Genomic DNA, 14369 nt, shown 5'->3' with positions numbered 1-14369 from the left:
TTACTCTCCGGAAGAAAATGTGATGTAGCCAAGTAGGTCACCGATTAATGCTGGTACTGGATTCCCATGTATTTCGATAGAAAATTTGGCTTTAGTGGTCAGTGAGTTATCTGGGTTCTTTACGATTTCCTTCAGAGTAAATACCCCTCTAACGCGACTGTTAACTGGCACTGGGTTGATGAATCTGACATTATCGAAGCCATAAACCATGCCAGTGGCGTTACTAGGGAATTCAGGAAAACACTGCTCGCGGAAATGGCTAACGAGACTAAGTGCCAACAAGCCGTGAGCAATGGTGTCGCCGAATTGGGACTCTTGCTTTGCACGCTCTTGATCGACATGAAGCCAATATTCATCCAATGTGGTTTCGGCAAATTGATTGATCATTTCCTGCGTCACCGTCACCCAATCAGAGGCATCTAGCTGAACGTCCACGATTTCCTCAAGCTCGCTGATAGCCGCCTCAACATCGGTCTTAGCAACTTTGGCTGTGCTTTTTGGAGTGGCACTTTTTCTTGTCTGCTCGAACGCTTTATTTGATTGCTCTGCATAGAGATCGCTAAGGACGGATGCAGCGCCTTCCATCAAAAACTTCCCAATTTCAGCGACACCGCGCTTTTGCCAACTTTCTAAAGAGCTGCCTTTAACGATCTCATTAAATGCGCCCATCGCAGGCCCACAGTGGACCTGGTAATCCCCTCGACCATTCTTTTTGCCCTCAAGTGCAACTCGCGTTGTGTGCACGAAGTACCACTTAAATACCAATGCCATTTTGGTTTTTGGATTGTTTGCAGCCGATTTTAGAACCTCGGGATTTGCTTTTTGGTAGTGGTTGCTCGTCTCTTCCCAAATGTCCGAGATCGACTTGCCGAAATATTGCGTTTCAAGCTCATCTATAATGCTAGGAGTTAAGGCATCAAGACTGTCGTATTGGGTATAAAGCTCATAAAGCCTATTCGCTCGTAGTGCAAACATGCTGCCTTTCTTGACCACTTGTACCTTAGCGCCCATTTCAAAAAGGTCACCCGAAGGGGCATAAGTTGTGTCTTGAACACTGAGCGCTTGTAAGATGTCTTTCACTTCGTAGCTGATATTAGCTTCAGCAGAGCATTGGTTAATCGAGCCCGTTACAACAAAGTCCGCTCCCATGGCAAAGGCACCCGCGATTGCATCTGGAGAACCAAGGCCTCCAGCGGAACCAACCAATATTTTTTCTGAGGCATTCCTTTTTGTGAGTGATATTGCCAAAGATTTAATCGCAGGGAATTGCGCAAAGGATATACCGCTGTCTGTGTGGCCAGCAGAGTCAGATTCGACGCATATTGCACTAGCAAGAGGAAGCGTTGCGGCTAACTCAGCTTCTTCACGGCTGATTAGCTTAGTTTCGACTAGGCTTGAAAGTACCGACTCTGGTACGGGCTCAATAAAGCTTCGAGCTACTTCGGATCTTGATAATTTAGCGATGACTCTGTTTTTACGTATTACTCGACCATCAGTACCGCGTCTTAGCCCATTGAAAGCGTATCGAACGAGTGCAGGAGAAAGCTCTACGTATGAAGAAGCTTCAACAACACGAACATCGTACTGAAGCAATAAATCAATCGTTTTATTTTCAAGCTCAGGGTTGTTATATGAAGGTAAGATATTTGCACCGTAAGGTTCAAACATAGAAAGAGAATTGGATATATAGTCTAAAGAACTCTCGATTTCCTCTAAGCGCATCCCCCCAGTACCCAGAAAACCTAGAAAACCAGAATTAGCCAGTGCAACGACCATCTCTTTACTGGCAATACCTTTGTACATGGAGCCACAATAATATGCATATTGTGTAGAAAAATATTCTTGGAATGCCGGATTACCAAGTGTTTCGGCAGTAATTTTCATTAATTAGATCCTTTAAAATTGCATATTATGTTTAATTCTCACAGGCAGAATTCATCTGAAGCATCTCTCGACTAGGCGACTTCAACATGCGTTGTTGTTGCTTAAAATCTTTTGGCTTCAGACCAAACTGTTTGCGAAATGCTTTGGCAAAATGCCCTAGATTGTTATATCCAACGGCATTGGCAACAGCAGAAACGGACATGTCATGACGCGCGAGCATATTCTGTGCGACGGTCATTCGGTAATGGCGTAGGTAAGCGTAAGGAGTGATTTGGAACAGCTCCCGAAACCCCTTTTTGAGCTTAAAATCATTGATTCCAACTTCATGAGCCAAATCAATCAGAGAGGGAGGCGAGATTAGGTTTTGTTCCAGCAAATCACGTGCCTGATGTAAGCGAGCAATATCGCTCTTAGACAAACTGCACGTATTCAGTTCTGCACCCATATTGTCGAGTGTTAGGCTAAGCAGCTCATATACTTTTGCTTGCGCAAATAAGGTCTGTAATTCGTTATAGGAATTCGTCTCTACGAGCTGGTGAAGTATTGCCGAAACATGACCATGAGGAAGGAAGTTAAAACTCGATGACGCGATACTTTCAGTTGAACTGGCAAACTCACCAAAAAAAGTTTTGAGGCAATTTACGCAAACTAATTGCTCGATATACTCCCTGGCAACGATAAGGCTTATGACAACATCATCGTCTTCAATATAGGACAGTTGTCGCTCAATCTCTTTATTTTCACTTCCATCAATAAAAACTTTCAGCGGGTGCTTAGAAGTATAACTATTTGATTCACTTCTTTCGGAGGCAACATAAACAAGAATAACTCTATCGTCTTGTTCTATATCTAAAAAGTCCAAATAATTTGGTGCACCCTCCGTTTTTATCATGAGTATGCGCTGATCTATTCTTAGGCAGCGTGTTTTCTGCCTTTTCGTCGACTTATTTTCTTCAATATCAACAGGCATGACGTCACCTTTGCGCCAATCACAAAAATACGTATTAAATAACATTTATTTACCCTTAGGCTGGCACCCACCTGATCACAAGAAAATGGTCACAGTAGTACCCGACATTCTCTGACGAAGATATATATTGGTCTCTATAGACCACTTAATTCACTTTAATAATAATGAATTCAATCTAATAAATAATATTGACATCATTTAAGCGCATCATTTGAAAACCATGTAAACCAGCAGGTCTAAAACAAGATAATTTTCTTATATTTGCATTAACTAAATAATAATATATGAAAATTCGAATACTCAAAAAAACTGGATCGATATCACACTAAATCTCACCTTATTTAAGGTGAATATACTTAAATTTTGAATCCTAAATATTATTTAACTCAGAGGTACACCCTTAGCTAGAATATATCCCCTGCTTCAACTCTATAGTGCTAGCCGCTAGAGACAAACGTATCGCCACTCCGTAAGCTACGACGATAGCCTATTTCTCTAACTTAACTGATAAAAATTGTAATGATAATCATTTAGATTTATAAACGGAGACTAAGTTGATGTCAATACAAGAATCATGACTAATAATAATTGGTTATAATTTAGTTGATAGTCATTCTCATTCCCATTACTATGTTTCCCGATTTCACATGATGTATTGCGATCAATGACACGCAATATATGTTTAATATGAAACCTAAGCTGAATATGAAATTTTACCAGCACTAAAAATATGTTAATGAGGAATTAAATAAACATACATTTGTGTAACAATAAATACACTGCAAAACATCGATATATTTTAATTTTTGATATATCAGATTACGTCCCAAGAAATAAGAAAACCAATAAAATCAAAACATCCTTATAAGGCAGGCTCACCTCATAAAGTGGTCTGATAAAGGATGGTTGTATTATTTTCAATGATTTTATTGGCGCATCATGCGCTAAATATCGAAGAACAATAAAGTCAATTGGAAGCTAGAGCCTGACTTCGAATTAACTTTGAAAAATGAAAGACAGATTCAAGACATTATTAAGCGGCTTATAAGCCAGATTTAACATATTGCTCGAATTAGAGCTTTTCATCTAAATTACTCTGCTAGTCGCTAATCTTTAAAGGAAATAAAAAATGCAGATTCATTCTATATATAGAGTCCCGTTACTTACTGCGGCTTGCGTCCTATCTTTGCAGCTCCAAGCTCAAGAAGCCCCAACGCAAGAAAAGATCGTTGTTACCGCCAATAAGTTTAATGAAGATATTAATGACGTTGCGCAGAGCATTACGGTAATCGACGAGGTGATGTTGGAAGAGCGAGGCATTACAGATGTCAGCGAGCTTATCCGACAAATTCCAAATATGCATAGCGTGCAGGGGATCACTGGCGCAGAAGTGAATGTTAGAGGTATTAACGCTTCCATGTTTACTCGCAACAACCCAGTGGTGATATACGTAGACGGTATTCCTACCAGCAGCCGCTATGCGTACAACTTCCCATTCGTCAATATTGAACGCATTGAAGTGTTGCGCGGTCCTCAAGGTACTTTGTATGGAAAAGACAGCATTGGTGGCGTTATCAATGTCGTGACAAAACAACCCGGGCAAGATTGGGAGAGCCAAGCCGACGCTGAAATTGGAAGCTATAATTCACACCGATTGGCATTCAGTACAGCGGGAGCTGTTAGCCCCGACTTATTTTCTGTTGGCTTATGGGGCGAACTCACGAATAACGATGGCTGGATGAAAAACACCAATGCCAATTTGGATGATAAAGCCAACCATAAAAAGAACCACCGACTCGGTGCGAACCTACTACTCACCCCAACAGAAAACTTTAGTGCCAGACTCTTACTGGTGAATGAAAAAGACCGTGAAGGCATCTTGGATGGCGGCACCGCTGGTACGGTCGATGGCTTTAACAACGCCAAGCGTTCAGATTTTGAAAATACGAATTACGATCAAGATTCCTATTTTAGAACCGACACCAATTCGCAAGGGATCAACTTAAAATATCAGAATGATTATGGCGAATTTGAATCTATTACCACCCACCGTAAAACGAAGATTAATTACCGCACCGATATTGATTATGGTATAGGCAATACGACGATATTCGGCGGGACTACAGCTAGCCTAGACGGTGGCTTTTCTTTTGAAAACTTGACTCTTGAATCCACCTCTCAAGAATTACGTTGGTCAAACCAACTTGAATCTGGCTTACGTTGGGTAACTGGGCTGTACTTTGAAAAAGAGAAAACAAATTACGACGCTATTGGCTCTCAATACGTCGGTTTTGATCATAGCTATTTATCGAATAATAGTAGCCAAACCCAAGCTATCTTCGGTCAGGCAACCATTCCGTTAACAGACAGCCTCGAACTACTTCTAGGTAGCCGCTATCAGCAAATCAAGAAAAGTACTGATCTCGATTACTATTTCACGCCCGTCGTTAATGGCAACGTAACTTATGGAAAGCCTTACTCAGAGTTGAATTCAGAAGAAACTTGGACAGCGTTTCTCCCTAAAGCCGCACTTAATTACCGCTTCAATAGAGACTGGTCTGCCTACACCAGTATCAGCGCTGGCTACATGCCAGGTGGCTTTAACATGATGGCAAGTAATACCGACAAAGAAAAAAACAAGTTCGAGCCACAACAATCATTGAGCTATGAAATAGGAACAAAAGGTCTTTTACTGGATGAGCGCTTACTGATGTCTGCAGCCGTATTCTATATGGACATCAAAGACATTCACGCGTTTTCACACTCAGTCATAGACAATAGCTTTAGAACCTTCAATGTAGAGAAAGCGCAATCTTACGGCCTGGAAGCGGAAGCCGACTTTATTATCAATGAAAGTTGGCAGCTCAATGCCGCGTTAGGTGTAACAAGAGCCGAATACGGCAGTGAGTTCACCAACATGTTTGGCCAGACGATTGAAGTCGGCAATCGCATTGAGAGAACACCTTCTTATTCACTCAATATCGGCGGTCAATATAACCATTCGTCCGGCGTTTATGGACGTGCTGACTTAGTTAATTACGGTGATATGTACTTCGATTCGGTCAATAAGCTAAAAGAAGATGGCTATAGCATTGTAAATCTGAAAGTCGGTTATGAAATCTATGCAGGCGAAGTGTATGCCTACGTGAATAACTTAGCGGACACCAGCTATAAAACATCGGGCACCGTTTATCCTCACGGCGGTCCTATCATCACATTCGGCAAACCACGTGAAGTGGGCATCGGCGCAAGATACCGCTTCTGATACCAATCCGAATCGGTAATTGTTCCACATTTGTATGGGATAAATCGCTTAGCTCGACGTTAAAAATTGAATTGCTCTAATCGCAACATTTTAACTGAGGGGTAAGCGATTTTGACACCCAAATGAATCGATTACTCGTGTGGGTTGGTGTCTTTGTCACTGCATTTTTAACTTGCATGAACACCCAACCCATATCAATGCCACGACATATTTGTAGGAAAGAAATGGAACGTGAAACAGGTATGAATCATTTTAAGCAAGTCGTCTTACAAAAACGATTTTTACTGATTGCTGCCGCCGTATTAGCCGCAATCTACGGCATTCTCAGCATTGCGCCTTACTTGTTAATGCTGGAAATCATCAAACCCATGACTGGCAGTACACGCCCAGTTATGGATGAACTGCGAAATCAGGTCGCTTCTACCGCATGGGTCATGGTCATTGCCTATTTCTCGTTTTACTTATCAGCAGTCACCGCTCATATGGCTGCTTACGAAATTTTGTTTCGCTTTCGCGTTTTAATCGCCAACAAAATGAGTTCTATGTCACTTGGAAACCTACAAAAGCGTACGTCAGGTGCATTGAAAAAACTTCTTGTGGATGACGTTGAAAAGCTTGAAGTGTTTATCGCTCACAATATCCCCGACCTCGTTAAAGCCATCGTTTTGCCTATCGTCGTTTTGGTCTTTATGTTTACGGTGGATTACCGATTAGCATTGGCAAGTCTTGCTCCATTTGTTCTGTTTTTGTTGTGGATGATGTTAGCCGTAATGACTAAAGGTACGGCTGAAATGACGCGCGAGTTTCACCAAAAAGTCGAAAAAATGGACAGTGTCATTGTTGAATACGTAAGAGCACTGAACGTCATGAAGCTCTTTGGGCAAGAAGCAAAGTCATTTGCGAATTATCGAGATACCGTTGAAGACCTGACTCTCTTTTCATCAGTGAGTTACCGACGCGTCGCTCCCATGTACTCGGCTTTAACTTCTTTCATTTCAAACAGTTTATTGCCAATTGTCACGGTTGGCTTGTTGTTGTACTTCGAAAACACCGTTGAGCTGCCAGTCCTATTATTATTCTTCATCGTCGGGATGGCTTACTTGAAGCCCGTCTTGGGTCTTTCGGGTTTCGCATCTTCACTTTCAGACACCCTTGAATGCACTAAGCGGATTAGCAATCTTATCAACCAGAAAGACATGCACCACGCTCTTGCTCCTAGCCAAGTACCTCAGGATTACAGCATCACATACAAAGATGTGCATTTTGACTACAAAGGCGATTCGGATGAAGAAGTGAACTCCGCATTGAAAGGAATAAACCTATCCATTCCTGCTGGAAAAGTAACAGCTTTAGTTGGACCTAGTGGTGCTGGTAAAAGTACATGCGCAGAATTATTGGCCCGCTTTCACGATGCTTCCCAAGGGGCGATTGAAATCGGTGGCGTCAACATACAGAACATTCAATACGACGATCTTATGAGTATCGTATCGTTTGTATTTCAAGACAACTTCTTGTTTGCTGATACCATCGCGGCGAACATTGATATGGGCGCAGGACATTCACGAGAAGAGATAGAGCGCGCGGCAAAGTTAGCTCAAGCACACGAGTTCATTCAAAGCCTTCCATCTGGCTATGATACTCAGTACGGTCAAGATGGATTGCGACTAAGTGGCGGTCAGGCTCAGCGCATCCAACTTGCTCGAATCATTTTAAAAGATGCCCCCATTTTTATCCTAGATGAAGCCACTGCGTTTGCTGATGCACTCAATGAATCCGCCATCCAAAAAGCGCTAAGTCAGATCATTCCGGATAAAACCATTATCGTCATCGCGCATCGTCTTTCAACCATTGTTAACGCTGCTCAAATCGTCGTGTTTGATCAGGGCAAAACTGTCGCTGCAGGTACTCATACCTCATTGTTAGAGTCGTCAAATCTGTATGCTTCAATGTGGGAAGCGCATCAAAGCGCTCGAGAGTTCAGCCTCGGTGGAGGACAAAACTAATGAAATTGCTAAAAAATATTACTTTTGCAATTAAGGGTCACGAAAAGCACTTTGCTTCTTCGCTCGCCCTTCACTTTTGCCACGCATTACTGCTGTCTATTCCGGTGGTATTGCTGGTCGCTATTCTTCGAGAGTTACTCGCCCCCTCCACCGACACTTCCACCGTATGGCTATTGGTTGCAGTCATGGCGGCATCTTTCGTGGTTCAACTGTTTGTGTCGTGGTACGCCAATTTAAGTAACCATCGTCTCAGCTTTAAGTTGTCAGAAAAGTTGCGAATGGATATTGGCACCCATTTATACCGAATCAGTTTGGGGGTGTTTGTAAAGCATGAACCCAGCACTCTTTCTTCCGTAATATCTCAGGATGTCCGAGTCGTAGAATCTTTGTTTTCTCAGGCCATCACCAATGTCGTTACTAGCGTATTCTCAGCCATCATACTGATGGGCTTTCTGTTTTGGCTTGATTTCTACTTAGCTTCCATACTGCTGCTGGGTATCTTCCTACTGTTTCCTTTTGTCTTTGCTTCAGACCGCCTAGTGGGATGGTTGGGTCATAAGCAAATAAAACTACGCGGAGAAATGGCGAGCAAATTCTTAGAATTTTACATGGGAATGAAGCACCTGAAAGCATTCAACCTAACCGGATTGCGTTTCAAAAGTCTGGAGAATAGCTTGAATGAATATCGCAAAGCGTGTTACCGAACAGAAATGCTAAGTGCTCCTATGGTGCTGATATCTTTTGTTTTCTGCGATCTCGCTTATCTCGCCATGGTATGGGGCTCACTGGAGCGCTTCGCGGAATCGGGGTTATCTTCCCTGACGGTGCTGGTTTTCCTCGTTATTGGCTATTTAGCATTTAGCCCACTCAAGGCGTTACTGATTGATATTCTGCACCTACGTTACCTCAATGAATCTTTGAAGCGTATTCAGCAAGTACTCAGCATTGAATCCATCGACACTGGCACCATTTCAACGCCTCCTAGCACCTTCGACGTTAGGTTTGACAATGTGACGTTTGGCTATCAAAACGACAATGTTCTGAATAACATCCATCTGAATTTCCCACAAAATTCGATTACCGCTCTAGTGGGTTACAGTGGAACAGGCAAGTCGACAATACTTAGCCTGATTGCCCGATTTTACGATGTGAAACAAGGCAAAGTCTCTATCGGTGGTACCGACATCAGAGAACTCAACCTACACACGCTTTATACGTGTATGAGTGAGGTATTTCAGGATGTCTATTTGTACGACGACACCATTGCCAACAATGTTCGAATTGGCAAACCTGACGCCACAGATGCAGAGGTGATTAAAGCGTGTGAGCAAGCACAGTGTATGGAATTTATAGACCGTCTCAGTAACGGTATTTTTAGTCGAGTCGGCGAAGGGGGAGCAAGGCTCAGCGGTGGTGAAAAACAGCGTATCGCCATTGCTCGTGCGTTACTTAAAAATGCACCTATCTTGTTGCTAGACGAAGCAACAGCGTCTCTAGATCCTGAAAACGAATTATCTATTCAGCAAGCCATACATACTCTCAGCCAAAACAAAACGGTTATTGTTGTGGCACATAAGCTAAAAACGATTCAATCCGTCGACAATATTATTGTTTTGGACAAATCGGGCATTCACGAGCAAGGGACCCATTCAGAGTTAATGCAGAATCAAGGTATTTACGCTCAGATGTGGACCTTACAGCAAGAAAATGCCACGTGGTTAATCAGCTAAAAGCGCTTGAGTATTCAACTTAAGGGTAAATATTTCGCCTGATTCTGTTTTCAGAATCAGGCGAAAACTTTTCTTCACTTATTCACTTATTCACTTATTCACTTATTCACAAGCATATCGCTACACGCATTGCATTGACCCGGTTATTTCCTGCCTGTTTCTGATTTTCCTGTTCTCTCCCCAACTTTACTCATTTCTCCGGCTTAGGCAGTAGAGTCTCCCTTCACGAGCAGCACCAGATAAAACAGCTGAATTAGAATCGAACGTTACTTAATAGAAATCCTTCCCCTTACGCGGAGCAGAATCGATATGACAAACAACGTCCCCAACGACAACCTGTCCGATAACCTAGATCAAATAGCGATTATTGGGTTATCCGCCCGTTTCCCCGGAGCGAAAGACGTTGATGTCTTCTGGAATATGTTGGAATCGGCTAACGACGGCTTGGTCAGAAAAACCTCTGAGAATGACGTAATAAAAGCGTGTTTTTCTATGCCTGAACGTTTTGCTTTCGATGCTGATTTCTTTGGATTTTCTCCTAACGAAGCGGCGTTGATGGACCCTCAGCATAGGGTCTTTCTAGAATGCGCATGGCACGCTCTAGAAAACGCAGGGTATGGTGATCGCTCTTCCGATGATCGTACAGGGGTATACGCTGCGTGTGGTTTTAACGATTACGTATTGAGACACGTCGGCATGCGAGACTTCAGTGACAGCGCCGCCGAAATGTTCGCCATGATGATTGGCAACGACAAAGATTACCTCGCCACTCGAGTCGCCCACTTGCTGAACTTGACCGGTCCAGCCATTGTGACTCAAAGCGCCTGTTCCAGCGGGTTGCTTTGCGTGCATCAGGCCACTCAAGCTCTCTTACAAGGTGAAGTTAATATGGCCTTGGCTGGTGCAGCGTCGATATCCGTGAGCTTAGAAGACGGCTATTTCCCGGACTCCGGCGGCGTGATGTCGCCTAATGCAACCATGTCGCCCTTCAGCCAATCCGCTAATGGAATTGTCGGTGGTAATGGCGCAGCCGTATTCGTACTAAAACGTTTGGAAGACGCACTGGCTGATCACGACTATATCTACGCCACTATTGCTGGCAGCGCCGCCAATAACGACGGTACAGCCCGCGCCGCTTTTACAGCGCCAAGTGTGTCTGGACAATCCGATGTGCTTCAAGAAGCGTTAGATTTAAGTGGCGTAAGTTCTGACGACGTTACCTATATTGAAGCTCATGGCACAGGCACACCACTTGGTGACCCCATTGAGACCGAATCAATACGACGCGTCTACGGCAACCGTAATACCCACTGCCATGTTGGCTCTGTTAAAGGGAACGTGGGGCACTTAAATGCCGCCGCCGGACTTGCTGGCTTAACCAAAGTGATTGGCGTATTAGAACGTCAGGTTATCCCGCCAACACTTCGATTGAAAGAATATGGGGAAAACCCAGAATTAGGCATGAGTGGTACACATTTATCGCTCACACCGACTGCGGTATCAGGAGAAACCCACGACTTCGCGGCACTGAGCTCTTTCGGTTTTGGAGGCACCAATGTCCATCAAATTTTGGCACGAAGCCCTGCTCAAAAATCCGAAAACCAGCAAAACCAAGACGCCACGATCATCCCTCTTTCGGCCAAAACAGACGTTGCATTAGACACGATGAGAAACGAGTTGGCAGAAAAGCTGGCATCGGCAGAATACAATTTATCGGATGTTTCGAAGAGCCTATTATGGGGGCGTACCGCTTTCTCAGAACGCTGTGCAATCATCGCTTCGGATTCAGAAGAAGCAGCAAATAAGCTAAAAAACCAGATCACAGTAAATAAAACCGGAAAAAGCAACGAAGCCGTATTTGTCTTTCCTGGTCAGGGAACGCAATTTGTTGGGATGGGGTTAAACCTGTATCAAAACGCCCCTACCTTCAAAGCCACTCTGGATGAAGCGGCTGAACTATTGATTTCCCAAGGTCATGAAGACATTCGTCCCCTCATTTTTGATTCTGACCTGAATACGCTTTCCTCAACCGAAAATACACAAGTCGCTCTGTTTGCTGTCGAATATGCCAGCGCACAATGGCTGATTGAGGGTGGACTAAATCCAGTTGCACTGCTTGGACACAGTATTGGAGAGTACGTCGCGGCTACCGTCGCTGGCATTTTCTCATTGAAAGATGCACTGACTTTGGTTGCCGCTCGCGGCCGGTTAGTCGCATCACTGCCGAATGCTGGCATGCTGGCAATCAATGCCTCAACGGAAGATGTCAAAGCGCAGCTCACACCCGATCTCTCCTTAGCAGTCGTCAACGGAGCCAATCAGGTGGTTGTCTCAGGTACAGAAAGTGCTCTTGAACATTTTGAGGAAACAGCGCATCAGCAAGGATGGCGCTTCCGCCGCTTGTCGGTGTCTCATGGTTTTCATTCGCACCTTCTTGAGCCCATTCTTGGCGACTTTGAATCCTTGTTCAATCAAATCTCATTAAACGAACCGACGATTCCTGTATACAGCAATTTGACTGGAGATCTTGCCGACCCAGCCAAGATTTCAACGCCTCAATACTGGCGAGAACATCTTCGCCACACCGTGCTTTTTGCGGATAACCTTGAGGCTATCGAGCGTGATTATCCAAACGCGCAGCGCCTTGCGGTTGGACCCGGTAATATTCCGGGCGCTCTGCCATTAATGCTCACAGCACAGTCACAAACCAATGATTGCCTCACTGCGATTACTCAACTTTGGGTAAACGGCGCTCCAATAGAAACGCTCTTTAATACTGGCTCCGAGGTATGGAACAAAGTGCCTCTTCCTGGCTACCCATTCTCTAAAGTCGAGCACTGTTTACCAGTTTCCAAAGGACCAGCAAGCACCGAATCAAGCTGTTGGACGCACGTTCCCCAATGGCATCGAGTTCACGAGTTCAAATGTGATGAAGCGAGAGATACCTCATTTATTTGGATAGATGATGACGAGAAACCACTTGATATCAAAACTCTATCGGGTCAATTAAACACACTTGGTAAAAGCCATTTGGTGCTGTCTTGGAACTCAAATACTGAAAACACCTTGCGCCAACTTGCACAAGAATTACTGCCAAACGACAACATCCAAAGCATCACCTTGGTTACCCGTAATCTGGCGAGTATCCATTCAGAAGAAGCCCAATGTGCGGAGCAATCAATAGCGCTCGGCATTCTTCGAAGCTTGCCGTTCGAAATCGCGAAAGTTAAAGCCATTTGGTTGGATTGTAATCATGCGCCAAATGAACAAGAGCTAATAAGAGCAATCTCTGCCAGCACCCGCCACGAGAGACTGCAAGCCGATTCACTCGGTTTACGAGATGGGGTTTTATGGCGCAGACAAATCACATCATTATCACTACCCAACGCTGACGCGGGTGACGTAATCACGGCGGGCAAAACTTACATCATCGTTGGCGGGCTTGGTGCTCTGGGGCGTAGCCTTGCACGTACCATCGCTCCGCTTGGTGTCCACCTTGTTTTGGTCAGCAGAAACATTTCAGCAGAACTGGTCGATTCACCTGAGCAAGACGCCGATCTCGCAGGCATTATCGCTGCAGGCTCAACGATACGTTTGCACGCCGCCAATGTTGATGATGTCAATGCCATGACGGCACTTGCCAGCCAGCTCGATCAAGAAGGCAATAAAGTAGGCGGTATCTTTAACTTAGCGGGTCGGTATGTGTCGCAGACGGTTGCGGATACAACAGATACCGACTTGGGCCCGAACCATCACGCGAAAGTTCAAGGTACTGATGCACTCGCCTCTGCATTTGAAAAACATCAACCAGAATTCTTGGCGATTTTCGGCTCTATCATCACCGAAGTTTCGGGATACGGTGGTTCAGATTACATCGCCTCCAATTTGTATTGCGAAATGTTGGCACAACAACGCTCTCAGATACCGAAGCACGTCATTGCATGGGACTTCTGGGATCAAGTGGGAGGATTGAATGACAACGACGATCTTTTCACATCAAATCGCAAGAAAGCCATTTCTGTTCAAAAAGGCTTGTCCAGTTTATGGGATGTCCTTTCTTCGGGGATCTCACATGCCATTGTGACTCCAAACTCATTAGATTTGCTGCTGCAAGAAGCGTCTGATAGTTCAACTGAGCGTTTAACCACTGCGGATGCCGAGCCCAGCGCTTCAAAAGAAAGCATCAAAATAGCCAGCGACCAACCTCTACTCGTGCAGTTTTCTCAACTGTTGTTTACCGAGATCCTTGGCCAAACCGAGGTCGACCCCGCCGATGATTTCATCTTACTTGGCGGAGATTCCATTACCGCAGTGCGCTTGCTGTCTCGCCTGAGAAAGATCACCAAGGCGGATATTGGTCAGGCCGACTTCATGAGCGCAAGAACACCAAAAGAACTCGCAGATTTACTGACGAGCTATCCAAACATGGAACGTATTGCTCGGACCTATATAAAAGTGCAAACGATGTCATCCGAAAAGCGAAACGCTTTGCAAAAACGCCTGTAACCCTGAGTAAA

General features: G+C 44.4%; 6 protein-coding genes. 4 read left to right on the top strand and 2 right to left on the bottom strand.

Annotated features, from left to right (window positions below; all coding sequences use genetic code 11):
* Together CW749_RS20140 and CW749_RS20135 are read right to left on the bottom strand one after the other, a co-directional pair.
* Window positions 1–1884, bottom strand: a complete 1884-nt coding sequence (locus CW749_RS20140) for a PfaD family polyunsaturated fatty acid/polyketide biosynthesis protein (RefSeq protein ID WP_101114140.1) — start codon at window positions 1882–1884, stop codon at window positions 1–3.
* Between the two features lie 31 nt (window positions 1885–1915).
* Entirely contained in the window at window positions 1916–2899 is a 984-nt protein-coding gene (locus CW749_RS20135) for an AraC family transcriptional regulator (protein WP_101114138.1), read from the bottom strand.
* A 1084-nt stretch (window positions 2900–3983) separates the two neighbouring features.
* Between CW749_RS20135 and CW749_RS20130 the strand changes: the two genes are divergently transcribed.
* From CW749_RS20130 to CW749_RS20115, 4 genes are all read left to right on the top strand, one after another.
* A complete protein-coding gene (locus CW749_RS20130) occupies window positions 3984–6119 on the top strand; it encodes a TonB-dependent receptor (RefSeq protein WP_101114136.1) in 2136 nt (711 codons plus the stop codon).
* A 224-nt stretch (window positions 6120–6343) separates the two neighbouring features.
* Entirely contained in the window at window positions 6344–8122 is a 1779-nt protein-coding gene (locus CW749_RS20125; protein WP_180958454.1) for an ABC transporter ATP-binding protein, read from the top strand.
* Window positions 8122–9852, top strand: coding sequence for an ABC transporter ATP-binding protein (locus CW749_RS20120; protein WP_101114132.1), 1731 nt, complete (start codon window positions 8122–8124; stop codon window positions 9850–9852). The genes CW749_RS20125 and CW749_RS20120 overlap by 1 nt, the downstream gene beginning before the upstream one ends.
* A 309-nt stretch (window positions 9853–10161) precedes the next feature.
* Window positions 10162–14358: a type I polyketide synthase gene (locus CW749_RS20115; protein ID WP_101114130.1), complete on the top strand. Its 4197-nt coding sequence runs from the start codon at window positions 10162–10164 to the stop codon at window positions 14356–14358.
* Window positions 14359–14369: the final 11 nt, after the last annotated feature.

Source organism: Vibrio sp. vnigr-6D03, from assembly GCF_002835515.1.
Classification (GTDB): domain Bacteria; phylum Pseudomonadota; class Gammaproteobacteria; order Enterobacterales; family Vibrionaceae; genus Vibrio; species Vibrio penaeicida.
This window is presented reverse-complemented; position numbering and strand designations above follow the sequence as displayed.